We start from the raw sequence: 24532 nt of genomic DNA, 5'->3' as shown, positions 1-24532 counted from the left end.
GTCGGGGACGTGTGGGGCCGCGTGTCGTGTGCCTGCCGGGACGTGGCGCGAGCGCCCGCGCCGTCCAACGGCCGGGTGGTCAGGCGACGGTGGCGTCGACGGTCACCGGGATGTTGCCGCGGGTGGCGTTGGAGTACGGGCACATCGCGTGGGCGGCCTCGGCCAGCTCGTCGGCGGTGGCCTGGTCGACGCCCGACAGTTCGACGTGCAGGTCCGCGGCGAGGCCGAACCCGCCGCCGTCCTGTGACCGCAGCTGCACCTCGGCGATCACCGCCGAGTCGCTGATCGTCGTCTTACGCTCAGCCGCCACGGCCTTCAGCGCGGAGTGGAAGCACGCCGCCCAGCCTGCCGCGAACAGCTGTTCCGGGTTGGTGCCGCCGCCCGCGCCGCCCATCTCGGTGGGGACGGCGAGCGTGAGGTCGAGCGCCTCGTCGTTCGTGGCGGCCCTGCCGCCACGCCGGCCGTCGCCCGTGGATGTCGCGATTGCGGTGTACACGGCGTCTGACATGGAGTTCTCCTCGTTTTGACCTGATGTAGACTAACTAGTACGTCTACGACGTTAGCACCGAACGGGCGCACGTGCAGGCCACACTCGGAGCCGATCGACGACCGGGCAGGATGACGAAGGGAAGGCCGATGACGCCGCGAACGACCGAGGACCGGGCTGCGACAGCGGCGACGGAACGAGCGCAGCTCCCGGTGCGGGACCGGATCCTGGACGCGGCGGACGAGCTGTTCTACACCGACGGCATCCGTACCGTCAGCGCCGACCGGATCATCGCCGCCGCGAGCGTGAGCAAGGTGACGTTCTACCGGTACTTCCCGACGAAGGACGACCTGGTCGTCGCCTACCTCGAACTCCGCGCGTCCGTCGAGCGTGAGGCGATCGAGGCGCTCCGCACGCGGCACGCCGGTGACCCGCAGGGGATGCTCACCGCGCTGGCGCAGGAGCTCGCGGTCGTCAGCTGTGCTCCCGGGTTCCGCGGTTGCCCGTACATCAACGCCGCCGCCGAGTACTCGGACCCGGAGCACGTCGTCCGGCGGACCGTGACCACCCACCGCGCATGGTTCGCGGGTGTACTGCAGGAGCAGCTGGACGCACTCGGCGTCACCGACCCGGCCGTCACCGACCAGCTGATGATGCTGCGTGACGGTGCGATGGTCCACGGCGACCTCGGCGGATCCGACGGGACGCGAGCGCGGACGCTGCTCGCCGCCGGGCGGGCGGTCATCCGCGCCGCGCGCTGACTCCCGGCGCGCCGCGCCCCACCCCGTGGTTCGGGCGTGTCGGGGGAGGCGTGCGGGTCACGAGCCCGTCGTGGCCGGGCGCGGCTGCAGGCGCCGGGCCACGGGCTCGACGACGCGGGCCGCTGTGGGGCCGAGGACCGCCATGAGCAGGACGTACGTGGTGGCGAGCGCGGCGAGTTCGCCTTCGACGGCGCCCGCGCTCACCGCGAGTCCGGCGATGACGATCGAGAACTCCCCGCGCGCCACGAGCGCCGCACCCGCCCGTGCCCGGCCGAGTCTGCCGACCCCGGAACGCCGCGCCGCCCACCACCCGGTGCCGATCTTCGTCAGCGTCGTCACGACCGCGAGTACGACGGCCCAGGCCAGCACCGGCGGGATCGACGCGGGATCGGTGCCCAGACCGAACACGACGAAGAACACGGCCGCGAACAGGTCGCGCAGTGGTTCCAGCAGTCGGGTGGCGTTCTCCGCCGTCGACCCGGAGATCGCGATACCGAGCAGGAACGCGCCCACGGCGGCCGACACCTGCAGTGCCTGTGCGAGTCCGGCCACGAGCAGCGCCGCTCCGAAGACGCGGAGCAGGAAGACCTCGCGGTCCTCGCTGTCCACGATCGCCGACACGAAGCGCCCGTACCTGATCGCGATGACCAGTACGACCGAGATGACCAGCAGCGAGATGCCCACCGCCGTCAGGCCGCCCAGCAGGCTCACCCCGCCGAGGACCGCGGTGAGGATCGGCAGGTACACCGCCATCGCCAGGTCCTCGAACACCAGGATCGACAGCACGACCGGGGTTTCGCGGTTACCGAGTCTGCCCAGGTCGCCGAGGACCTTGGCGATGATGCCGGACGAGGAGATGTAGGTGACACCGGCGAGCACCAGGGCGCCGATCGGGCCCCAGCCCAGCAGTAGCGCCACCACGACGCCCGGCGCCGCGTTGGCGACGATGTCGACGACGCCGGCCAGCCACGAGCGTTTCATCCCGCCGACGAGTTCGGCGGCCGAGTATTCGAGGCCGAGCAGCAACAACAGCAGCACGACGCCGATCTCGCTGGCCAGGTGCGTGAACTGGCCGATGTCGCCCAGCTCGATCACGCCGCCTTCGCCGAAGAACAGCCCGCCCACGAGGTACAGCGGGATCGGCGACATCCCGACGCGCTGCGCGACCTTACCGAGCGCGCCGAGCAGGAAGAAGACCCCGCCGAGCTCGATCAGGGCGAGTGCGGTGTGGTCCACGGCGGGCCGTCACCCCTGGTGGAGGATCTTCGTGGCCGCGTCGAGCCCCTCCGCCGTGCCGACCGCCACGACGAGGTCGCCCGCCGTGAACACGAAGTCCGGAGTGGGGGACGGGTGGATCTGGCCCGCGCGCATCACCGCGACGACGGACACGCCGGTCCGGGTGCGGATCTCCGTGTCGGCCAGCGACCGGCCGTCGTAGGGCGAGGCGGCCTTGATGGTCAGCTGCCGGGTGCTGATGCCGGGCAGGTCCTTCTGCTCCTCGGTGAGTTGCGCGACCAGTTGGGGCGCACCGAGCAGGTTCGCCAGCGCGCCCGCCTCGTCGGCGGTCAGCGGCAGCGACGCCAGGCACGCGTCGGGATCGTCCGACTTGGAGACGATGAGGTCGGTCGTGCCGTCGCGGTGGTTGACGACGCCGATCCGACGGCCGTTGCCCGCGACGAATTCCTTCCGGACACCGATGCCCGGCAGTGGAGTCACTTCGACGTTCACGGCTCCACCGTAACCCTGGGCGCCGGAAGTGGGACGGAGGTCGGCACCGTCGCCGCGTGACCATCCATTCTGGCCGGTCGCGCGGAGTGATCGTTCAGTTCGTAGGATGTCGGTATTGCGGGCCGACCGAGGGGACGGTGAAACCGGGTGCTGGTGGCGATCGTGGCGCACTTCGCACTCGCCGCGGTCCTGCCGCTGGTCGCGCGCCGCTACGGCAGGGCCGCCTTCGTGGTCGGCGCTCTCGCTCCGGCTGCGACCCTGGTCTACACGCTGGCCAGGGTTGGTGAGGCCGTCGGAGACGCTCCGCCGCTGGAGACGGTGGCCTGGGCACCCGCCATCGGCCTCGAATTCACCGCGCGCTTCGACGAACTCGCACTACTGCTGATCCTGCTGGTGAGCGGCATCGGCGCGGTTGTGCTCTGCTACTACGCCCGGTACGCCAAGGTCGACGATCACCGCACCACCGCCCGTGACTCGGCGCTGCTGGTCACATTCGCGGGCGCGATGCTCGGACTGGTCCTGGCCGACGACGTCATCTCGCTGTACCTGTTCTGGGAGCTCACCACGGTGTGCTCGTTCCTGCTCGTCGGCGGGGACGGGGTCGCGAAACGGCTGCGCACGTCCGCGACGCAGGCGCTGCTGGTGACGACGCTCGGCGGGCTGGCGATGCTGCTCGGACTCATCCTCCTGGGCACCGCCGCGGGCACGATGCGGATCTCGGAGATCCTGGCGGACCCGCCGTCGGGCGGCGTCGTCACCGCGGCGCTCCTGCTGATCCTGCTCGGCGCGCTGACCAAGTCCGCGCAGGTGCCGTTCCACCCGTGGCTGCCCAGCGCGATGGTCGCGCCGACGCCGGTCAGCGCGTATCTGCACGCCGCCGCGATGGTGAAGGCGGGCGTCTACCTCGTCGCCCGGTTCTCGCCGGCGTTCGCCGACCATCCCGCGTGGTGGATCCCCGTCGTCGGGTGCGGGTTGTGGACGATGCTGCTCGGCGGCTTCCGCGCGCTGCGGCAGTACGACCTCAAGACACTGCTGGCCTACGGCACGATCAGTCAGCTCGGGTTCCTCATGGTCATGCTCGGCTCGGGCACGTGGATGTCGGCGCTCGCGGCCGGCACGCTGATCCTCGCGCACGGACTGTTCAAATCGGCGCTGTTCTTGACCGTGGGCATCATCGACAAACGCGCGGGCACCCGCGACATCCGGGAACTGTCCGGCCTCGGCAGGCAGTGGCGGGTGCTCACGACCCTGGCGACGCTCGCGGCGATGTCGATGGCCGGGCTGCCCCCGTTGCTGGGATTCGTCGGCAAGGAGGTGGCGCTGGAGGCGCTGTTCGGCGGCGGCACCATCGACGTCCTCGTGGGGATCGGGGTCGCCGTGGGTTCGGTGCTGACGGTCGTCTACAGCCTGCGCTTCGTCCGCGGCGCGTTCGGCACCAAACCCGACACGGCGCCCGCGGCACCCGTGGCGTGCGGACGCATCATGACCGGCCTGGTGGCCGTGCCCTCCCTCGCCGGGCTGGCACTCGCGTTCGTGCCGGGCGTGATCGAGCCGATCGAGGCGGGCTACGCCGACCTCTACGGCAGCGATCCCGGCTATCACCTGGCGCTGTGGCACGGCATCACGCCGGCGCTGTTGATCAGCGCGGGCATCGTCGTCACCGGCGTGCTCGTGCACCGCTACGCGGGTGTGCAGCGCCTGGGCGGTCACGTGCCCGAGCCGCTGCGAGCCCAGACCTGGTACGGCAGGTCGGTCGACGGCCTCGAATTCCTGGCGCGGGGCGTCACCGGTCGCATCCAGGTCGGTTCCCTGCCGGTGTATCTGGGCGTCATTCTCACCACGCTCGTCGTCGTCCCCGGCGCGGGACTGCTCGCGGGCGGCGTCGAGTTCGGTGAGCTGCGACTGTTCGACAACTGGCTCCAGGTGCCGATCACGCTGCTGGTGCTGGTCGCCGCCGCCACGTCACTGCTGGCGCGGCGCCGGCTCACCGCGGTGCTGCTCGCGGGCGTCGTCGGATACGGCATCGGCGCGTGGTTCGTCGTCGACGGCGGCGCCGACCTCGCGCTGGCGCAGTTCCTCGTCGAAACGCTCACGCTCGTCGTGTTCGTGTTCGTCATCCGCCGCTTCCCACCCCGTTTCGCCGAGGACAAGGCGTACGTGCACGGCCGGTGGGTCAAAGCGGCGATCGCCGGGGTCGCGGGCACGTTCGTGGCGGTCCTGGCGGTGCTGTACTCGGGCTACACCGAGGGCATGCCGGAGGCGAGCCGGCAGTACATCGAACGAGCCGAGGACGAGACGGGCGCGACGAACGTGGTCAACGCGATCATCGTCGACTTCCGTGCCTTCGACACGATCGGCGAGATCACGGTGCTCGCGGTGGCGGCCACCGGTGCGGCCAGCCTCATCCTGGCGCGGTCGCGCAAGCGCGGCCGCACCGACGATCGTCCCGACACGGCGGACACCGGCGGTGCCGCCGACGGCTCCGCCACCGAGACGCCGGAGGTGAGGTCGTGATGGACCACCGCCCCGATGACGCGCGCAAGCCGGTGCCGTGGACCGAATGGGACACGCCCCGTGAACGTTGGCTGATGACCGAGCAGGACGCCTACTCGTGGCCCCGGTCGATGTTGCTCGAGGTCCTGGCCCGGGTCCTGTTCCCGACGGTGCTCGTGTTCTCGGTGTATCTGCTGCTCGCCGGGCACCACAACGCGGGCGGCGGGTTCAGCGGCGGCCTGGTCGCCGCGCTGGCGTTCGTGCTCCGCTACGTCGCGGGCGGTAGCGCCGAGCTGGCGATGATGGTGCGGGTGCGCCCGCCCGTCGTGATCGGCACCGGGCTGGCCATCTCGGTGCTCACCGCGCTCGCGCCGGTGTTGTTCGGCGAACCCGTGCTCGCGTCGGCGATGTGGAAACTGCATCTGCCCGTGCTCGGCGAGCTCAAGATCACCTCGAACCTGGCGCTCGACCTCGGTGTGTACCTGTTGATCATCGGCGTCGTCGTGGACCTGTTGCGGACCGTCGGCGCGGGCACGGAGGTCGGCGGCCCCGGTGTCGACGACGAGGAACTCGAGGAGGAGAGGGGATGAGGCGGCCGTGACCATCAACATCACCATGGCCGTGACCCTCGCCGGCCTCTACTCCATCGGTTTCTACCTGCTCATGCAGCGTTCGCTGATGCGCGTGATCCTGGGCATCGTGATCCTCGGTCACGGGGCGAACCTGTTCCTGCAGGTGGCGGGTGGTCCACCCGGTGAGCCGACGTTCGCGGGTACCGCCGTGCTCGAGGCGATGGTCGATCCGCTCCCGCAGGCGCTCGCCCTCACGGCCATCGTGATCACGTTCGCGCTCACGACGTTCCTGCTCGCGCTCGCCTATCGGTCCTGGGCGCTGCTCGGTCACGACGAGGTGCAGGACGACGTCGAGGACCGCCGCATCGCCGAGGCCGAACGCGCTGCCAGAGAGGTCGAGGAGGAGACGCCCGAGAGCGAGCGGGTCGCCGGGTTCGAGGCGCCGGAGGCGCCCGAGAGCCGGCCCGGCGAAGACGACGAGGAGGCCAGGCTCCGATGACGTTCCTCGTCGCACTTCCCGTGTTGTTGCCGTTGTTGGCGGCGGCACTCTCGCTGGTCGCGGGCCGCTCCCCGCGCGTGCAGCGACTGATGGGTGTCGTCGTGTTGACCGCCATCGCCGCGGTCGCGGCGGTGTTGCTCGTGCGCGCCGACAGCGAGGGGCCGGTCGTCCTGCGCCTTGGCGGGTACGGCCCGCCGTTCGGGATCACCCTCGTCGCCGACCGCCTCGCCGCGCTGCTGCTGCTCGTCTCGGCGCTCGTGACTCTCGCGGTGCTGATCTTCTCGGTCGGCCAGCGCATCACCGACTTCGGGCGGAGAACGGCCTCGACGGCGTTCCACCCGATGTACCTGGTGCTGTGCGCGGGCGTGTCCCTGGCGTACCTGACCGGCGACCTGTTCAACCTGTTCGTCGCGTTCGAGATCATGCTGGGCGCGTCGTACGTGCTGATCACGCGGCGCGTGACCGCCCAACGGGTTCGGCCGAGCATGACCTACGTCATCGTCAGCCTCACGTCGTCGCTGTTGTTCATCACGATGATCGCCCTGGTCTACACGGCCACGGGCACCGTCAATCTCGCCGCGATGCCGGAGAAGATCGCCGCGCTGCCGGCAGGGGTGCAGTCGAGCCTGGCGGTGTTCATCGTCGTCGTGTTCGGCATCAAGGCGGCGATCGTGCCGTTGCACTTCTGGCTGCCCGACAGCTACCCGACGGCACCCGCGCCGATCACCGCCGTGTTCGCGGCACTGCTGACCAAGGTCGGCGTGTACGCCCTGATCCGCACGCAGACGCTCGTGTTCGTGCACGACGACAGCTGGGCCGTGTTGCTCGGCGTGGCGCTGGTGACGATGCTTGTCGGGGCGCTCGGCGCGATCGCGCAGAACGACCTCAACCGTATGTTGTCGTTCCTGCTCGTCAGCCACATCGGGTACATGCTGTTCGGACTTGCGCTGTTCACCGTGATCGGCCTGGCCGGCGTGATCCTCTACGTCGTGCACCACATCACGGTGCAGGGTGCGTTGTTCCTGGTCAGCGGTCTCGTGACCCGGCACACCGGGACCGTGTCGTTGCAGGCGATGTCCGGGGTCGCCAGGGCGTATCCGCTGGTGGCGGTGCTGTTCGCGATTCCGGCGATGAGCCTCGCCGGCATTCCGCCGTTCTCCGGCTTCGTGGCCAAGATCGCGCTGCTGCAGGCGGGCGCCGCGGTGGGCACTCCGATGGCGATCGCCGTGACGGCAGGCGCTGTCGTGACGAGCCTGCTGACGCTCTACGCCGTCACGAAGATTTGGGTCGGCGCGTTCTGGGGACCGCCGACCGAACCGTTGCCGGACGACGATCCGAACGACGACGTGACCGTGGGCACGGGCTCGACCTCGGCGGCGATGCTCGGTGCGACGGGCGGTCTCGTCCTGATCAGCGTGTTGATCGCCGTGTTGGCGGGCCCACTCGCCGACATGAGTGCACGCGCGGCCCACGACCTGCTGCACGACGAGGGCTACCGCTCCGCGGTGCTCGGAGAGGGGAACGGCTGATGCCCCGGCGCGGCAGGCACGGCACCCGCGTCGCCCCGTCGCTGGTGATCTGGCTCGTCATCGTCTGGATGTTGCTGTGGGGCACGTTCGACGTGGCGACGGCGGTGTACGGCCTCGTCGTGGCGCTGATCGTCCTCGTGTTGTTCCCGTTGCCCTCGCACCGGTGGAACATCTTCCGCAGACCGTGGCGGCTGGCGGTGCTGGCCGGGTACGTCCTGGTCGACCTGTTCGGCTCGGCGCTGCGGTTCGTGGCGGATGCCGTGCGCAACTCGGGCAGGGTGTCCGCGGCGATCATCGCGGTCCCGGTGCTGTCCGACGTCGACCACATCATCGCGTCGGCCGCGAACGTCGTGTCCCTCGCGCCGGGCAAGTTCGTGCTGCAGATCGACCGGCCCGGCGGCATCTGGTACGTCTACACGACCGGCGTGCGCGCTGCACAGGACGCCCACAAGGCCTACGACGACGTGGTCGACATGCAGCGGGTCGTCGTGTGGGCGTTCGGCGACGAGCAGGAGGCGCCGGAGGCGCGAAGCCGTGCCGAGGAGGCGAAACGGCAGCGGGACCGCACCGCGGCCAGCAGGCCGCAGGAGCCGGCTCCCATCGAGGCGGTCGCTGAGTCGGAGGCCGAGGCCCGTGGCGCCGATGCCGACACCGATGCCGATGCCGGTGACGGTGACGAGAACAGGCGGGAGGACCGATGAGCATCGTCTTCGCGATCACGTTCGGCCTGTTGGCAGTGGCGGGCCTGCTGACGCTGCTGCGCATCGTGCGAGGTCCGCGCACGCTCGACCGGATCCTCGCCGTGGACGTGCTGGTGGTGCTGATCGTCGCGGGAACGGCGGTGGGCATGGCGATGTCGTCACGGGGCATCTACATCGCGCTGATCGTGGTCGTCGCGCTGCTCGGGTTCGTAGGCACGATCTCGGTGGTGCGGCTGGTCGAGCGCAGGGAGGAGTACCGATGAGCGTGCGGGACTGGATCAGCGCGGTGGGGCTCGTCTCGGGTGCGCTGTTCTGCGTGATCGGTGCCTGGGGCATGGTGCGGCTGCCGGACACGCTGAGCAGGCTGCAGGCGGCCACGAAGCCGCAGACGCTCGGGCTGCTGCTCATCCTCGCGGGCACGGCGGTGCGGCTCGAACCGCACTTCGCTGCCGGTCTCGTGCTGGCAGGGCTGTTCCAGGTCATCACCGCGCCGGTGCTGTCGCAGCTGTTCGGGCGCGCCGCCTACCGGACCGGTGGCGTCGACCGTTCGACACTGGTGGTCGACGAGCTCTCGCAGCGCCTGCGTGCCGGGCGGGAGTGACCACCAGGCAGAATGGGACGGCAGCACAGCGCGGCACGCGACCGGGACGCGGCGCGGCACGGATCGTGGTGCGCCGGCGACGGCGGCACGGGGCGGCGTGGGTGAGCGGTTCCCCGCGGGTGCGCGTGAACGCAGGCGAGTAGCGAGGAGACGTCGGTGACGGGAGCCCTACGCGGCGTGGTCGCCCTCGACGGGCCGTCGGGGACGGGGAAGACCACGGTGGCGCGGAAACTGGCGGCCAAACTGGGCGCCGGGTACCTCGACACGGGTGCGATGTACCGCGTGGTGACGCTGGCGGTCCTCGATGCGGGTGTCGACCCGCACGACACGGACGCGGTGGTGGCGCTCGCGCGGTCGGTCCGGTTGGACGTGGCGACCGATCCGGGCAGGCCGGAGGCGCGGCTCGACGGCACGGACGTGGGAGAGGCGATCCGGACGCCGCGGGTCGACGCCGCGGTCTCGGCCGTCTCGGCAGTGCCGGAGGTGCGGGACCTGCTGGTGCAGCGGCAGCGGACCCTCATCGAGGAGGCGTCGCGTGACGAGGGCGGCATCGTCGTCGACGGACGGGACATCGGCACCGTCGTGGCGCCGGACGCACCGCTGAAGGTGTTCCTCACCGCGGCGCCGGAGGTCCGCGCGGCGCGAAGGGGTGCCCAGGACACCGCGGCGGGGCGGGAGTCCAACCAGGCCACCGTGCTGGCGTCGGTGGAGCGCCGGGATCGGCTGGATTCGAGCCGTGCGGCCTCGCCGCTACGGCCCGCCGACGACGCGGTCGAGTTCGACACGTCGGAGCTGTCGATCGAACAGGTGCTCGTGGCGCTGACCGAACTGGCCGGCACGCGTGGGCTGCTCGGCGAGGACGTGGCGGAGCCGTGCCGGTGAGCGGACCGGCGGATCCGGCGCGATCCGGCGAACTGCCGGACGGTGCCGTGCCGTGGTTGCACGACTTGGGCCGGACGATCGCCCGGCACCTGTACCGGCCCGCGTACCGGTTGCGCGTGGCTGGCATGGAGCGGGTGCCGCGCACCGGCCCCGTGGTGCTCGTGGCCAACCACAGCACGATGATCGAACCACAGTTGCTGTTCGGTCTGCTGCCACGGCGGTCGGTGTTCCTGGTCAAGGACGAGATGTTCGACGCGGCCGCGGGGCCGTGGCTGCGGCGGATCGGGCAGGTTCCGGTCACCAGGGGAGCTCCGGACCGGACGGCGCTGACGACGGCGACCGGCGTGTTGGCCCGTGGCGGGCTCGTGGGAGTCTTTCCCGAGGGCACCCGCGGCGCCGGTGAGGTGACCTCGGCACATCACGGTGCGGCATGGCTGGTGCGCAACTCCGGTGCGGTGGTGCAGCCCGTCGCGGTGCGCGGCACGTTGCGTCCGCCGGAGCTGCGGCGCAGACGGCTGCGCCCCGCGGTGGACGTCGTCGCGGGGGAACCGTTCACACTGGAGGTCGGGCGCGGCCGCAGCGGGCTGGCCGACGCGACCGAGCACATCCGCGGGACGCTCGCCGACCTGGTCTCCCGCGTCGACGCGACCAGGCACAGCGACAGGGAAGAGAAGCAGTAGCGATGACCGAAGCAGACGGCACGGCCTCCGGTGAGGTCGACGGCACCTGGTCCGACGAGGCCGAATTCGCCCGTCTCGACGAGCTGGGCGCCCAGTCCGGGACCGACGACGGGGAGGTCGTGGGCGCGCAACCCGTGCTGGCCGTGGTCGGCAGGCCGAACGTGGGCAAGTCGACGCTGGTCAACCGGATCCTGGGCCGCCGCGAGGCGGTCGTGCAGGACGTGCCGGGCGTGACCCGTGACCGGGTTGCCTACGACGCCCTCTGGGGCGGCAGGCGGTTCACGCTCGTCGACACCGGCGGCTGGGAACCGGACGCCGACGGCCTGCAGCGCTCGGTGGCCGCGCAGGCGGACCTGGCGATGTCCACATCGGACGCGGTGCTGCTGGTGGTCGACGCGACCGTCGGGGCGACCGCCACCGACGAGGCCGTCGCGAAGGTGTTGCGCCGGTCGAAGCGCCCGGTGATCCTCGCGGCGAACAAGGTCGACGACCAGCGGCTGATCGCCGAGACGGCGTCGCTGTGGTCGCTGGGCCTCGGTGAACCGCACCCGGTGAGCGCGCTGCACGGCCGCAGCTCCGGTGACCTGCTGGACACGATCCTGGAGGTGCTGCCGGAGGCGCCGCGGGAGCGGCGCGCACCCGTCGCGGGACCGCGCCGGGTGGCCCTCGTCGGCAAGCCCAACGTCGGGAAGTCGAGCCTGCTGAACAAACTCACCGGCGAAGAGCGGTCCGTTGTGGACGATGTCGCGGGTACGACGGTCGACCCGGTCGACTCGCTCGTGGAACTCGACGGGCAGGACTGGCGCTTCGTAGACACCGCGGGCCTGCGCAAGCGGGTCCAGACGGCCAGCGGCATGGAGTACTACGCGTCGCTGCGGACCAAGACCGCGATCGACGCGGCCGAAGTGGTGATCGTGTTGCTCGACGCGAGCGAACCACTGTCCGAACAGGATTTGCGGATCATCACGATGGTCTCCGAGGCGGGCCGCGCGCTCGTGCTCGCGTTCAACAAGTGGGACCTGGTCGACGACGACCGCAGGCATCAGCTGGAACGGGAGATCGATCGCGGCCTGGTGCGAGTACCGTGGGCGGAGCGGGTCAACGTGTCGGCGCTGACCGGGCGCGCGGTGCGCAAGCTCGCACCGTCGCTGCGGACGGCGCTCGCCTCGTGGGATCAGCGGGTCCCCACGGGTCAGCTGAACAGCTGGCTGTCGGATCTGGTCGCGGCGACGCCCCCGCCGGTGCGCGGCGGTAAACAGCCGAAGGTGCTGTTCGCGACCCAGGCGGGAATCCGGCCGCCTACGCTGGTGTTGTTCACGACGGGCTTCCTCGAGGCCGGCTACCGCCGGTTCGTCGAGCGCAAGTTCCGGGAGCGGTTCGGGTTCCACGGCTCACCGGTACGGATCAACGTCCGGGTGAGGGAGAAGAAGCCGAAGAAGCAGCGGTAGCGACGGGCGCACTGGGGCGCCGGCAACCACCCATCGCGGCTGGTGCGCGCCCCGCCTCGACACGGCCGGGCAGTGCGGATCGCGACGCGATGGGCCGAGGAGGAGGTGGCGACATGACCGATGCGGACGAGTTGTACGTGGTCGATTCCGACGTGCCGGTGCTCGACGGTGCGGTCCTGCTGTACCACCTGGACGGATACGTCGACGCGGGCAGCGCGGGCGAACTGCTGACCGAACACCTCACCGAGACGTTCGACGGTCCGGTGGTGGCGCGATTCGACGTCGACCGGCTGATCGACTATCGGTCGCGGCGGCCCGCGATGACGTGGGACGGCGACGGCTGGGCCGATTACCAGGTGCCGGAGTTGACGGTGCGGCTGCTGCACGACGCCGACGAGACCCCGATGTTGCTGCTCACGGGTCCGGAACCGGATCGCGAGTGGGAACTGTTCGCCGAGGCGGTGCGCCGGCTGGTCGAGCGGTGGAAGGTCCGGCTGAGTGTGCAGTTCCAGGGGATCCCGATGGCTGTGCCCCATACGCGACCGCTCGGGGTGACCGCACACGCGACGCGGACGGAGTTGGTGCGCCAGTTCAGCCCGACGTTCAACCGGGCCACGGTGCCGGGCAGCGCGGAGGCGCTCGTCGAGTTCCGGCTGGGGCAGGCGGGCCACGATGCGGCGGGGTTCGCCGCGCACGTGCCGCATTACCTGGCGCAGTCGCGCTATCCGGTGGCGGCCTTGACCCTGGTCGACGCGGTGCAGAAGGTCGCGGGTCTGCAGCTGCCGGACGACGCGCTGCGGGAGGCCGCGCGGCGCGCCGAGGTCGAGGTCGAACGCCAGGTCAAGGATTCGGACGAGGCGGCGAGCGTGGTGCACTCGCTCGAGGAGCAGTACGACGCGTTCACCTCGGCGGAGAACAACCTGCTGGTCGGCGACGCCGAGATGCCGACCGGCGACGAGCTGGCGACGGAGTTCGAGCAGTTCCTCGCCCAGCAGCCGGGCTCCGAGCAGGACTGACCCAGCAGGGCCGATCGGTCAGGTTGCCGGCGCCGCCCAGGGCGTCGGCGACCCGACCGGGCGCCGGTGCCGGTCAGGTCGTCCGGTCGGCGGCGAAATCCGCACGTTCCATGAGGGCCGAGACGGCGAGTCCGGCGAGCAGGCCCCAGAAGGCGGCGCTGATGTTCAGCGGGTCGACGTCGGAGACCGTCACGACGAAGGCGACGAGGGCGCCGAGGCTGAACCGGCCGCCGAAGGCGCTCACGAATGCCCCTTGCAGCGCGCGGAGCATGGCGAGGCCGCCGAGGACGGCGATGAATGCTTCGGGTGTGGCCAGCATGAGCCGCACGAACGCCGGTGCCAGCAGGCCGACGAGCATCGCGAGCACGCCGCACACCATGCCGGCGATGTAGTGGCGGCTACGTTGTCCGGACGCGGTGAGCAGTGCGTTCGTGGGCCCGGTCAGGCAGGTGGACACGGCGCCGACCGCGGCAGCGGGCAGTGACCACAGGCCGCAGGCCACGGTGGCGACGTTGATCGGCGGTCCGTGGCCCGCCTGCTTGAGCACGGCGATGCCCTGGCCGTTCTGTACGACGAGCACGGTGATCGCCAGTGGGACGACGAGTTCGACCATGGCCTGCCACGACCACTGCGGGGCCTGCAGCATCGGCTGGGCGAACCACGCGGCCTGGCCTGCCGGGTCGAACCGGCCGGAGAGCGCGACCGCGGCCACGCCGATGAGCAGCGCGCCGAGGATCGGCGGCATGTGCTTTCCGAGCCCGGTCACGACGCTGAGCAGCAGGAACGCCGCCACCATCGGCACGGCCAGGCCGGGATCGACACCGAACGCGCCGACGAGATCGAGGCCGAACTGCAGGAAGACGCCGGCGACCATCGCCATGACGATCGGCATGGGCAGCGCGGCCATGACGCGGCGTACCCACCCGGTGAGTCCGATGAGCAGGATCAGCAGCGCCGTGACGAGGAAGGCGCCGAGGACTTCGGCCCACGTCAGGTGATCGAGGGAGCCGCCGACCACGACGGTTCCGGGGATGGTCCAGAAGAACGCGAGCGGTTGGCGGTACAGCCAGGAGGCGAGCAGGGTCAGCAGGCCGTTGAGGAAGAAGATCCCGAAGATCCACGACGAGAGCTGCGCGGTGGATAGGCCGCCGGAGACGCCGACGGACATGATTACCGCGATGGGGCCCGTGGCGGCGAACACCATGCCGACGAGGCCGTTGGTGGCGTACACGGCGCCGGAATCGCGGCGCAGCGTGCGCAGGTCCGGCAACGGGCGGGGCGGGCGTTCGAATCGGTGCGTGGGTGGACCGGGTGGCGTGGCCGGTCGGTCGCCGTCGGTCCTGGTCATGCGCCCCTCCTCGGTCGCCTGGCCATCGTCGCGCGCCCGCGGTGGCGTGCTCGAGGGAGCGACGACCACAATGCGTACGCATACTGAACGTCCGTGCGAACAGCGTACAGAACGCGCGAGGTGGCACACCAGACGCGGCGGAGGCGTGGACGGTCAGGGGGACAGCCGAGGGCGAAGTCGTTCGAGGTAGTCCTCCGTCAGCGACTCGGCGTCGCGCCGGCCGATTCTGCCCGCCATCAACAGCGTTCCCAATCCGTGCGCGAGAGCCATGGCCTCCAGTGCGAGCAGGCGCGCGGACGCCGCGTCGAGGTGGGTGCCGGAGCGGAGTGTGTCGGCGAGATGGTCGGCGAGCCCGTCGAGGTGCCGCTGGTAGGCGCGGCCCGCCGCGCCCGGTTGTGTGATCGCGAGGGCTTCGAGGGACACGCCGACCCGGTGGAAACCCCTGCTCGCCTCGTCGGTGGGCAGTGCCTCGTGGAGGAAGTCCTGGACACGGCCGAGGGTCGACCGGGCGGGGTCGGCGGACAGGGAGCGCTCGCGCCACCGTTCGATACTGCGGTCGGCGAGGCGGTCGAGGGTCGCGCTCAGGAGTTCGTCCTTGGTGCGGCCGTAGTACTGCACGAGCCGGAGTGACACGCCGGCCTCGGTCGCCACGGCGCGCATGGTCACCGCGTCGATGCCGCCCCGCGCGAGGAGGCGTTCGACCGCACTCATGATCTCGTCCCTGCGCTGACCCTCGGACATCGACGGCTCCCTTCTCGCTCCGCTTGATACATTCGTATCATTCGTTGATACACCTGTATCAGGAAGGTGGTGCCCGCTGCGATGCGGCGACTCGGGCTGTGGGCGTCCTGTCTGGCGCAGCTGTCGGTGGTGCTGGACGTCTCCGTGGTGAACATCGCGCTGCCGTCGATCCAGGCCGAGCTGGGACTCGGGCGGGTCACGGCGTCGTGGGTGGCGATGGCCTACAGCCTCGGCTTCGCCGGGGTACTTCTGGTGGGTGCGAGGCTGGCCGACGTCGTCGGCACCGCGCGGCTGCTCGCCTGGGGCTCCGGGGTCTTCGCCGTGGCCGGCACGATCGGCGGCCTCGCCACCGAGGGCTGGGTGCTCGTCACAGCGCGGGCCGCGCAGGGGCTCGCTGCCGCCGTCGTCTCGCCCGCGACGTTCACGCTGCTCACGGTCACCCATGCCGAAGGCCCGGTCCGCACCCGCGCGATCGCGATCTGGACCGCCGTCAGCCTGGCAGGAGGCGGTGTCGGCAACCTCGTCAGCGGGGTGCTCACCGATCTGGTGTCGTGGCGCCTCACCCTGCTGATCAACCTGCCCCTCGGTGGCGCCGTGGTGGCCGCCGCGGTCGTGCTGTACCGGCGGAACGTCGACGACCGCCGCGGCGGGCGGATCAGTCTCACCGGTGCCGGGTTGGCGACCGGCGCCTTCACGGGCGCCGCCTACGCACTGTCGTCGGCAGGGGAGCCGGCCGCCGGGGTACTGCCGGTCCTGGCCGGAGGCGGCGCCGTCGTGCTGTTGGCGCTGCTCGTGATGCAGCAGCGGCGCAGCCGGTACCCGCTGGTGCCGACCGCGCTGCTGCGGGACCGGACCATCGCGGTCGGCAACGTCGCGACCGCGCTGACGGCTGCCTGTTTCCAGGTGGGACTGTGGTTCTTCCTCACCTACCGCATGCAGACCCAGCTGGGCTACACGCCGATGCAGGCCGGGATGGCCTTCGTCCCGCTGATCGTGGTCATGCTCGGAGTCAACCTCTGGGTCACGCCGCGCCTGATGCGGCGGCACGCGCCCCGGAGTCTCGTCGTCGCCGGGGTCGTGATCGCCGTGCCCGCGCTGTTCTGGTTCGCGGCGGTGGATCACGGCCCGTTCGCCGTGTCGTTCCTGGTACCGAGCGTCGCGATCGGGATCGGCGGAGGCCTGCTGAACACGCCCTTGGCCACCCTCGTCACGACCGGTGTCCGGGCAGGGCACACCGGTGCCGCGTCCGGCCTGATGAATACCTCGAAGCAGTTCGGCGGGGCGATCGGCCTCGCCGCGGCGTCCACCGCGACCGCAGCGGCCGGCACCGACACGGCCGCCTTCGTCCTGATGGCCCTCTCGCTGGTGGCCGTGGCCGCAGTCGTGGCCGGAATTCCCCGGCGTGACAGCACGTCGACGCCCGTCCCCGCCGAGCGGAGCGGGTGAGGACGCCGAGCGGAGCGGGTGAGGGCGCCGAGTCCGGTCCCGGTGTTCGCCGCCCACGCAGCGGCGGGGGTGCGTGCCTGCCCCATCACCTGCCGCGGTAGCGGTCCAGTCCCCAGGCGTGATCGACGACCTCGTGGGTAAGCACGTCGGCGGGCGGGCCCTCGGCGAGGACGCGGCCTCCGGCGAGCAGCACGCAATGGTCGGCGCGATCCGCGTCGGCGAGGTCGTGGGTCACGTGGACCGCGGCGGTTCCGTCCGCGGCGGCACTGTGGAGTGCCGCGGCGATCGCGTCCTGGGCGGCGACGTCGAGCCCGGCGGCAGGTTCGTCGAGCAGCAGAACCTCGGAGTGCTGTACGAGTCCCTGGGCGACGAGCGCGCGCTGGCGTTGCCCGCCGGAGAGTGTGCTGAGGCGCCGTCGGGCGAGGTGGGCGATACCGAGGTGGTCGAGTGCGTCCTCGACGAGCCGGTGGTCGTCGCGGCGGAGCCGGCGCCACGGTCCGCGGCGGGCCCAGCGGCCCATGCGCACGACGTCCCGCACGGTGATCGGCAGCTGCTCGGGCAGGCCGGATTGCTGGACGACCAGTGCGGGCCTGGTGGCCGTTGGCGTGGTCACCCTGCCGGAATCGGGCCTGACCACGCCTGCGATCACACCGACCATTGTGGACTTCCCGGCGCCGTTGGGGCCCACGATCGCGGTGACGGCTCCGCGGGGGAGGCGGGCGGTCACCCCGTGCAGGACGGTCGTGCCGTCGTATCCGGCGGAGACCTCGTCGAGTGCGACCTCGGCCGGTTCGGGTGCCGTCGTGTCGGTCCCGTGCGACGGCAGTGCGGGGCCCGCTCGGACACCGGCGTCCGGAGTGCGGCGCCCCGGGGGTCCTGCACCGGTGTCGTTCGTCGTCTGTGTCATGGCTCTCCTCGGGCACGACGGACAACTGATTGAAATGAAATTCGTTTTCAGTTTAGGCTACCGCGTGTGGAGTGGTTGATCGCGCCGTTCGAGGTCTCGTTCGTCCAGCGGGCGATGTGGGGAGGGATCCTCGTCTCGGCGATCTGTGCCCTGGCCGGGACGTGGGTCGTCGTGCGCGGCATGGCCTTCCTCGGTGAGGCGATGGCCCACGGCATGCTGCCCGGCGTCGCGGTGGCCTCCCTGGCGGGCGGCAACCTGATGCTCGGCGGAGCGCTGAGCGCCGTCGCGATGGCCTGCGGTGTCACCGTGCTCGGCCGGTCGCGGCGGTTCGCCCAGGACACGGCTATCGGCCTGCTGTTCGTCGCCATGCTGGCCGCCGGCGTCATCATCGTGTCGCAGGCGGACTCGTTCGCGGTCGATCTCACCGGCATCCTCTTCGGTGACGTACTCGCGGTGCGTGCGCAGGATCTGCTGCAGCTCGTCGCGGCGCTGGCGCTCGCCGCCGTCGTGTCGGTCGGCGGGCACCGGGCGTTCGTCGCGCTCAGCGTCGACCGGAGGACCGCGGCGACCCTCGGGCTGCGGCCCCGCGTGGCACACGGTGCGCTGCTGTTGTTGCTGACGCTGGCGATCGTGTCGTCGCTCCATGTCGTCGGCACGCTGCTGGTCGTGGGGCTGCTGGTGGCCCCGCCCGCCGCGGCGATGTTCTGGGCAGACCGGATTCCGCTGGTCATGCTGGGTGCCGCGCTCATCGGCAGCGCCGCCACGATCATCGGGCTGCTCGTCTCGTGGCATGCGGGCACCGCCGCGGGCGCCACGATCGCGCTCGTCGCCGTGGCGCTGTTCGGCCTCTCCGCCTCGCTCTCCCGGTTGCGCCCGTGCCGCGACGCGCCGCGCGCCGTTTCCACCGAATCCATTCCGGAAAGGACACCGTGATACCGCACGTGACAACGACAGCGTTCCGGCCACGCGCCGCGACCGCGTTCGCCGCAGTCCTCTGTGGACTTGCGTTGACCGCCTGTGGCGGGAACGCCGAGCCGAGCGGATCGCCCGCGTCCAGCACTCCGCACGGCTACGTCGAGGGCGCCGAGGAGGGCACGGAACCCCAGCTGCGGCTGGTGGTCGCCGACGGCGACGGGCGGGGCGTGCGGGTCGTCGACCTGCTGACCGAGGAGGTGACCGACCTCCCCGGCGGGGAGAGTGTGACCGGAGCCGTCACCGACGGCCGGTTCGCCTTTCTCGCCGGCGACGGGCGCACACGCGTGGTCGACAGCGGTGCCTGGACCGTCGAACACGGCGACCACAACCACTACTACCGCACGCAGCCCGGCCGAGCTGGCGTCGTCGACGGCACGGTGACGGGGGCGTGGTCGGACAGCGCCGTCACCGCACTCGCCCGCGAGGACGGCACCACGGTGCTGCTCGACAGGGAGAAGCTCGAAGCGGGCGAGGTCGGCGAGTGCGAGACGATCGACGGCATCGCTGTGCCCTACGAACAGCACCTCGTGGTGGCAGGCGACGACGGCCTCGTCGTGCGGGAACGTGACGGTGGCACGGTCGCCGACGTCGACGCGACGTGCGCCCGGCCCGCCCACGCCGCCGCGACCAGCCACGGCGTCGTGTTCGGCTGCGCCGACGGCGCGGTGCTCGTCGGGGAGGACGACGGCGAGTTCACCGCCGAGCACATCCCGTATCCCGAGGACGGCCCCGACGCAGCGACGTTCCACCAGCGGCCGGGCTCCGAGACCCTCGGCGCCGTCGGCGGCAGGCAGGGTGCGTGGATCCTCGACACCGGGGAGGGCGCGTGGACGTTCGTGAGGAGCGGCCCCGCCGCCGCCGTGGTGGCCACGGGTGCCGACGGGCCGCTGCTGGTCCTGACCGAGGACGGGGTGCTCCACGCCTATGACGCCGAGACCGGCGAGGAGACCGCGACGGCGCCGCTGCTCGACGGCGGCGCGCCCGACGGGGTCACCATCACGGCCGACACGAACCGCGCTTACGTCAACGATCCCGCCGCGTCGACCGTGCACGAGATCGACTACCACGACGATCTGCGCGTCGCTCGTACGTTCGACGTCGACGTCACGCCGTCGCAGCTCGTGGAGGCGGGCCGATGACGGCGTGGCGCGGGGGCCGGCTCGCGGCCGTGGTGGCCTCGCTGGTGTCGGTGGGCGCGCTGGCGCTGAGCGGGTGTTCGGCTGCGGGCGCCGGGGACGGCGGCATCGTGGTGACGACAAACATCCTCGGTGACGTCACGCGCGAGATCGCGGGGGACCAGACCGAGGTCACCGTGCTCATGCAGCCTGGTGCCGATCCGCATTCGTTCGCGATCTCGGCCCGGGAATCGGCGATCGTGGAACAGGCGGGCCTGCTCGTCCACAACGGGCTCGGCCTGGAGGAAGGCGTGCAGCGCAACGTCGATGCCGCGGTCGAGGCGGGCGTCCCGGCGCTGGCGGTGGCCGAGCAGGTCGACCCCGTCCGCTTCTCCGGCGGTGACTCCGGGGGAGAAGCGGACCCGCATTTCTGGACCGATCCGCAGCGCATGCGCACGGCCGTGGAGCACATCCGAGACCGCATCGTGTCCGATGTAGACGGAATCGACGAGGACGCGGTCCGTGCCAACGCGCGGGCGTACCTGGCGAAGCTGGACGAGTTGGACGGGTGGATGAACCGGCAGTTCGACCGCATCCCCGACGACCAGCGCACGTTGGTCACCAACCACCACGTCTTCGGATACCTCGCGCAGCGGTACGACTTCACCGTGCTGGGAGCGGTGATCCCCAGCGGCACGACACTCGCCTCGCCCAGCGCATCGGACCTCGAAGACCTGGCGGGCACGGTGCGCGAGGCCGGGGTGCGGGCGATCTTCGCCGACTCCTCGCAGCCGGACCGGCTCGCGCAGGTGCTGGCCGACCGTGCCGGCGTCGACGTGCAGGTGCGGTCGTTGCATTCGGAATCTCTCACCGGTGGCGACGGGGGCGCACCGACCTATCTCGCCATGATGCGCGCCAACACCGAGGCCATCGTCGACGGACTCACCGGCTCATGACCCTGCGCGGCGGGTCGAGCAGCGCCGCGCACACCGAATTGGTTCCCACCAGAAGGAGAAGAGATGAAGAGTACGGCCCGGACCAGGAGACTCGCCGCGGCCTCGGCGGCTGCCGCGATGGTCGCGGTGAGCGCCTGCGGCACGGACGAGCAAGCGGGCCAGGGCGGTGGTGGCGGTGAGCAGGGCGGTGGCGCCGATATCACCGAACCCGTGGTCACGACCTACGACGGCGGCATGTACGTACTCGACGGCGACACGCTCAAGGTGCAGGCCGACATCCCGCTGGAAGGCTTCAATCGGCTCAACCCGGCAGGGGACGACCGGCACGTCATGGTGTCCACATCGGAGGGTTTCCAGGTTCTCGACGCGGTGGGAGGGCAGCTGACCGACGTCACGTTCGGGGGTGCCGAGCCCGGCCACGTCGTGCGTCACGCGGACCGCACGGTCCTGTTCACCGACGGCACGGGCCAGGTGCGCAGCTTCGACCCGCACGACCTCGGCGACGGCAAGCCGGAGACGAAGGAGTACCGCACCGAGGAGCCGCACCACGGTGTGGCCGTCGAGCTGGACAACGGCGGCATGCTCGTCACCCTCGGCAACGAGGAGGAACGCAACGGCATCGCGATCCTCGACGAGAGCCGCGCCGAGGTCACCCGCAACGAGGACTGCCCCGAGGTGCACGGCGAATCGGCCGCCCAGGGCGGCGCCATCGCGGTCGGCTGCGAGGACGGCGTCCTGATCTACCGCGACGGGAAGATCACGAAGGTCGACAGCCCGACCGACTACGGCCGGATCGGCAACCAGGCGGGATCGCCCGAGTCGCCGATCGTTCTGGGTGACTACAAGCAGGACGAGGACGCCGAGCTCGAACGGCCCGAGGAGATCGCACTCGTCGACACCGAGAACGCGCAGCTGCAGCGGGTCGACCTGCCGGCGAGCTACACCTTCCGCTCGCTCGCGCGGGGCCCGGAGGGCGAGGCGCTGGTGCTCGGCACGGACGGCAAGATCCATGTCGTCGACCCCGACAGCGGTGAGCTGACCGAGTCGATCCCGGTGCTCGACGAGGAGTGGTCCGAGCCGATCGAGTGGCAGGAACCGCGGCCGGCGCTCTTCGTCAGGGGCGGCACCGCGTACGTGTCGGACCCGGATCAGAAGCAGCTCCACGCCGTGGATCTCGCATCCGGCGAGACAACCGCGACGGCAGACCTGGAGGCCGCCCCGAACGAGCTGAGCGGGGTGGTGCACGGGCACTGACGGCGCACTGGCTCCGGCCCGTCCCACGGGGCGGGCCTCACACCGGAACCCGGCGGTCACGGATCGCCGGGTTCCGGTGTGCGGAAGTCCGCCTGCGCGACGTCCGTGTCGGTCGTGGCGGTTGCGGGGCGGCGGTGGTCGTGGTGGTTGGCGGTGGTCGCGGTCGAGACGACCCGGTCACCGCGTGCGGCGAACGTGGAAGAGCAGGGGCGTCGCTCGCACGATGCACCCGTCGGTGATGATGGAGGGGGCGCATTCGCCAACGTCACATCACGAGTCATGTCATCACCCAAGGGGGTCCATCGCCGATGGCGGAGCAGGCAGTGGAGTCGGAGCAGCAGGCCGAGACGCACGAGTTCCAGGCCGAGGCGCGGCAGCTGCTGCGACTGATGGTGCATTCGATCTATTCGGACAAGGACGTGTTCCTGCGGGAACTGCTGTCCAACTCCTCGGACGCGCTGGACAAGTTGCGGCTCGAATCGCTCGTCGACAAAGACCTGGACGTCGACACCGAGGACCTGCACATCCAGCTGGAGCGTGACCCGGCAGCACGCACGCTGACGGTGCGCGACAACGGCATCGGCATGTCGCATGACGAGGTCGTCGGTCTCATCGGCACGATCGCCCGGTCCGGGACGGCCGAGCTGCTCGAGAAGCTCAAGTCGGCGCAGGAGACACAGGGCAGCGACCTCATCGGGCAGTTCGGCGTGGGCTTCTACTCGGCGTTCATGGTCGCCGACCGGGTCACCGTCGTGACCCGCAAGGCGGGCGAGACCGTCGGCACACGCTGGGAGTCCGAGGGCGAGGCGACCTACACGATCGCCGACGTCCCCGACGCGCCGCAGGGAACCGCGGTGACGCTGCACCTCAAGCCCGTCGACACCGACGACGGCATGCACGACTACACCGACACCGGCGTGCTGCGGCGGATCGTCACCCGTTACTCGGACTTCCTGGCCTGGCCGATCCGGATGGAGGTCGAGCGGGTCAAGAAGGGCGAGGACGGCGAGTCCGACGAGACCGTCGTCGAGCCGGAGACGCTGAACTCGATGAAGGCGCTGTGGGCACGGCCGCGCAGCGAGGTCACCGACGCCGAGTACCACGAGTTCTACAAGCACATCAGCCACGACTGGGCCGACCCGCTCGAGACGATGCGGCTGCAGGCCGAGGGCACGTTCGAGTACCAGGCGCTGCTGTTCCTGCCCTCGCGTGCGCCGTTCGACCTGTTCACCCGCGAGGCGAAGCGCGGCGTGCAGCTCTACGTCAAGCGCGTGTTCATCATGGACGACTGCGAAGAGCTCATGCCCGAGTACCTGCGCTTCGTCAAGGGTGTCGTCGACGCGCAGGACCTGTCGCTGAACGTCTCGCGCGAGATCCTGCAGCAGGACCGCCAGATTCGCGCCATGCGACGCAGGCTCGCCAAGAAGGTGCTGTCCACCGTGGCCGGTCTGGTGAAGTCGGAGGAGTCCGAGGACAGGGACAAATACCGCACGTTCTGGAGCCAGTTCGGCACCTGCGTGAAGGAGGGTCTGGTCACCGACCCCGACAGCCGACAGGACATCCTCGATATCGCCTCGTTCGACTCGACCCGCTCGGCCGACGAGCAGACCACGCTCGCCGAGTACATCGAGCGCATGCCCGAGGGCCAGGAACACATCTACTACCTGACCGGCCGCTCGCGCGAGATGGTGGAGAAGTCGCCCCACATGGAGGCGTTCACCAGCAAGGGCATCGAGGTATTGATCCTCACCGACCAGGTCGACGAGATGTGGGTCGACTCGGGTGCCGAGTTCCAGGGCAAGACGTTCCGGTCGATCGCGAAGGGCGAAGTGGACCTGGACGGTGACGGCGAGGGCGACGACTCCACCGACGAGGCGACGAAGGAGCAGTTCGCGGGCCTGCTGGAGTGGCTGCGCGAGACGCTCTCGGACGAGGTGAAGGACGTGCGCCTGTCGTCGCGGCTGACGACCTCGCCCGCCTGCATCGTCGGCGACGAGGGGGACCTGAGCCCCGAGCTGGTCCGCATCTATCGCCAGCTGGGCCAGCCGCTGCCGGACGTCAAGCGCATCCTGGAGATCAATCCGGAGCACGCGCTCGTGACCGGGTTGCGCGAGTCGCACGCGACGAACGCCGACGACCCGTCGCTGCCGGAGGTCGCGCAGCTGCTGTACGGAACCACCCTGCTGGCCGAAGGGGAGGAGTTGCCGGATCCGCACCGGTTCGCGCAGCTGCTCGCGGGCAGGTTGGCCGCCGGCCTCGGCTGAACGGGCCGTCGCAACACCGCACGCCAGGGGCGGGCCGGGGCATCCCGGCCCGCCCCTCGTGTATGCGGCAGGGGTGCCGTTGGGGAAGAGCGGACAAGAATTCACGCCGACCTGGGAACCGGGCGGGGC

General features: G+C 70.8%; 24 protein-coding genes. 18 read left to right on the top strand and 6 right to left on the bottom strand.

Features of this window, described 5'->3' with window-relative positions:
* Nucleotides 1-79 precede the first annotated feature (79 nt).
* Nucleotides 80-508, bottom strand: a complete 429-nt coding sequence (locus LY40_RS01195) for an organic hydroperoxide resistance protein (protein WP_183786540.1) — start codon at nucleotides 506-508, stop codon at nucleotides 80-82.
* A 128-nt stretch (nucleotides 509-636) separates the two neighbouring features.
* Between LY40_RS01195 and LY40_RS01190 the strand changes: the two genes are divergently transcribed.
* Nucleotides 637-1248: a TetR/AcrR family transcriptional regulator gene (locus LY40_RS01190; protein ID WP_258935654.1), complete on the top strand. Its 612-nt coding sequence runs from the start codon at nucleotides 637-639 to the stop codon at nucleotides 1246-1248.
* 57 nt (nucleotides 1249-1305) lie between these two features.
* Here LY40_RS01190 and LY40_RS01185 read toward each other — a convergent pair whose 3' ends face one another.
* A complete protein-coding gene (locus LY40_RS01185; protein WP_258935653.1) occupies nucleotides 1306-2484 on the bottom strand; it encodes a cation:proton antiporter in 1179 nt (392 codons plus the stop codon).
* A gap of 9 nt (nucleotides 2485-2493) precedes the next feature.
* Entirely contained in the window at nucleotides 2494-2976 is a 483-nt protein-coding gene (locus LY40_RS01180) for a cation:proton antiporter regulatory subunit (RefSeq protein ID WP_183786537.1), read from the bottom strand.
* A gap of 147 nt (nucleotides 2977-3123) precedes the next feature.
* On the opposite strand from LY40_RS01180, the gene mbhE reads away from it, so the two are divergent.
* The 11 genes from mbhE (at nucleotide 3124) to LY40_RS01125 (ending at nucleotide 13397) form a co-directional block, all read left to right on the top strand.
* Complete coding sequence (gene mbhE / locus LY40_RS01175) at nucleotides 3124-5490, top strand: hydrogen gas-evolving membrane-bound hydrogenase subunit E (protein ID WP_258935652.1); 2367 nt, start codon at nucleotides 3124-3126, stop codon at nucleotides 5488-5490.
* Complete coding sequence (locus LY40_RS01170) at nucleotides 5490-6059, top strand: MnhB domain-containing protein (RefSeq protein ID WP_183786597.1); 570 nt, start codon at nucleotides 5490-5492, stop codon at nucleotides 6057-6059. Before mbhE ends, LY40_RS01170 begins: the two co-directional genes overlap by 1 nt.
* 7 nt (nucleotides 6060-6066) lie before the next feature.
* The gene (locus LY40_RS01165) at nucleotides 6067-6540 is read left to right on the top strand and encodes a Na(+)/H(+) antiporter subunit C (RefSeq protein ID WP_183786535.1); all 474 of its coding nucleotides are present in this window, start codon (nucleotides 6067-6069) and stop codon (nucleotides 6538-6540) included.
* Nucleotides 6537-8069, top strand: a complete 1533-nt coding sequence (locus tag LY40_RS01160; protein ID WP_183786534.1) for a Na+/H+ antiporter subunit D — start codon at nucleotides 6537-6539, stop codon at nucleotides 8067-8069. Before LY40_RS01165 ends, LY40_RS01160 begins: the two co-directional genes overlap by 4 nt.
* On the top strand, nucleotides 8069-8770 hold the full coding sequence (locus LY40_RS01155) for a Na+/H+ antiporter subunit E (RefSeq protein WP_258935651.1): 702 nt from the start codon (nucleotides 8069-8071) through the stop codon (nucleotides 8768-8770). The genes LY40_RS01160 and LY40_RS01155 overlap by 1 nt, the downstream gene beginning before the upstream one ends.
* Nucleotides 8767-9033 (top strand): MrpF/PhaF family protein, encoded by a 267-nt coding sequence (locus LY40_RS01150; RefSeq protein WP_183786532.1) that lies wholly within the window; start codon nucleotides 8767-8769, stop codon nucleotides 9031-9033. Before LY40_RS01155 ends, LY40_RS01150 begins: the two co-directional genes overlap by 4 nt.
* Nucleotides 9030-9371, top strand: a complete 342-nt coding sequence (gene mnhG, locus LY40_RS01145) for a monovalent cation/H(+) antiporter subunit G (RefSeq protein ID WP_183786531.1) — start codon at nucleotides 9030-9032, stop codon at nucleotides 9369-9371. Before LY40_RS01150 ends, mnhG begins: the two co-directional genes overlap by 4 nt.
* Before the next feature lie 177 nt (nucleotides 9372-9548).
* Nucleotides 9549-10253 (top strand): (d)CMP kinase, encoded by a 705-nt coding sequence (cmk, locus tag LY40_RS01140; protein ID WP_183786596.1) that lies wholly within the window; start codon nucleotides 9549-9551, stop codon nucleotides 10251-10253.
* Nucleotides 10250-10933 carry a lysophospholipid acyltransferase family protein gene (locus tag LY40_RS01135; protein WP_258935650.1) on the top strand — a complete coding sequence of 228 codons (684 nt, stop codon included), beginning with the start codon at nucleotides 10250-10252 and terminating at the stop codon, nucleotides 10931-10933. The genes cmk and LY40_RS01135 overlap by 4 nt, the downstream gene beginning before the upstream one ends.
* Nucleotides 10934-10935: 2 nt before the next feature.
* Complete coding sequence (der, locus tag LY40_RS01130) at nucleotides 10936-12381, top strand: ribosome biogenesis GTPase Der (RefSeq protein WP_183786529.1); 1446 nt, start codon at nucleotides 10936-10938, stop codon at nucleotides 12379-12381.
* A 113-nt stretch (nucleotides 12382-12494) separates the two neighbouring features.
* Nucleotides 12495-13397 (top strand): proteasome assembly chaperone family protein, encoded by a 903-nt coding sequence (locus LY40_RS01125; RefSeq protein ID WP_183786528.1) that lies wholly within the window; start codon nucleotides 12495-12497, stop codon nucleotides 13395-13397.
* Between the two features lie 73 nt (nucleotides 13398-13470).
* Here LY40_RS01125 and LY40_RS01120 read toward each other — a convergent pair whose 3' ends face one another.
* Nucleotides 13471-14745 (bottom strand): benzoate/H(+) symporter BenE family transporter, encoded by a 1275-nt coding sequence (locus LY40_RS01120; RefSeq protein ID WP_258935649.1) that lies wholly within the window; start codon nucleotides 14743-14745, stop codon nucleotides 13471-13473.
* A 153-nt stretch (nucleotides 14746-14898) separates the two neighbouring features.
* Nucleotides 14899-15486 (bottom strand): TetR/AcrR family transcriptional regulator, encoded by a 588-nt coding sequence (locus LY40_RS01115; protein WP_258935648.1) that lies wholly within the window; start codon nucleotides 15484-15486, stop codon nucleotides 14899-14901.
* 69 nt (nucleotides 15487-15555) lie between these two features.
* Here LY40_RS01115 and LY40_RS01110 point away from each other — a divergent pair, with 69 nt between their 5' ends.
* Nucleotides 15556-16932: an MFS transporter gene (locus LY40_RS01110; RefSeq protein ID WP_258935647.1), complete on the top strand. Its 1377-nt coding sequence runs from the start codon at nucleotides 15556-15558 to the stop codon at nucleotides 16930-16932.
* A gap of 85 nt (nucleotides 16933-17017) precedes the next feature.
* On the opposite strand, the gene aztA is transcribed toward LY40_RS01110, so the two are convergent.
* Nucleotides 17018-17839, bottom strand: coding sequence for a zinc ABC transporter ATP-binding protein AztA (gene aztA, locus LY40_RS01105; protein ID WP_258935646.1), 822 nt, complete (start codon nucleotides 17837-17839; stop codon nucleotides 17018-17020).
* Nucleotides 17840-17905: 66 nt separating this feature from the next.
* Between aztA and aztB the strand changes: the two genes are divergently transcribed.
* From aztB to htpG, 5 genes are all read left to right on the top strand, one after another.
* Nucleotides 17906-18772 (top strand): zinc ABC transporter permease AztB, encoded by an 867-nt coding sequence (gene aztB / locus LY40_RS01100; RefSeq protein ID WP_183786523.1) that lies wholly within the window; start codon nucleotides 17906-17908, stop codon nucleotides 18770-18772.
* Between the two features lie 8 nt (nucleotides 18773-18780).
* A complete protein-coding gene (locus LY40_RS01095; RefSeq protein ID WP_258935645.1) occupies nucleotides 18781-19953 on the top strand; it encodes a YncE family protein in 1173 nt (390 codons plus the stop codon).
* Nucleotides 19950-20885: a zinc ABC transporter substrate-binding protein AztC gene (gene aztC / locus LY40_RS01090; RefSeq protein ID WP_183786521.1), complete on the top strand. Its 936-nt coding sequence runs from the start codon at nucleotides 19950-19952 to the stop codon at nucleotides 20883-20885. The genes LY40_RS01095 and aztC overlap by 4 nt, the downstream gene beginning before the upstream one ends.
* 63 nt (nucleotides 20886-20948) lie before the next feature.
* Complete coding sequence (gene aztD / locus LY40_RS01085; protein WP_258935644.1) at nucleotides 20949-22139, top strand: zinc metallochaperone AztD; 1191 nt, start codon at nucleotides 20949-20951, stop codon at nucleotides 22137-22139.
* A gap of 308 nt (nucleotides 22140-22447) precedes the next feature.
* Nucleotides 22448-24403, top strand: coding sequence for a molecular chaperone HtpG (gene htpG / locus LY40_RS01080; RefSeq protein ID WP_183786519.1), 1956 nt, complete (start codon nucleotides 22448-22450; stop codon nucleotides 24401-24403).
* Nucleotides 24404-24532 lie beyond the last annotated feature (129 nt).

The sequence above is a fragment of the Prauserella salsuginis genome (assembly GCF_024648885.1).
Taxonomy (GTDB): domain Bacteria; phylum Actinomycetota; class Actinomycetes; order Mycobacteriales; family Pseudonocardiaceae; genus Prauserella; species Prauserella salsuginis.
Note: the sequence above shows the minus strand (reverse complement) of the source record. Positions and strands in the feature narration are given on the sequence as shown.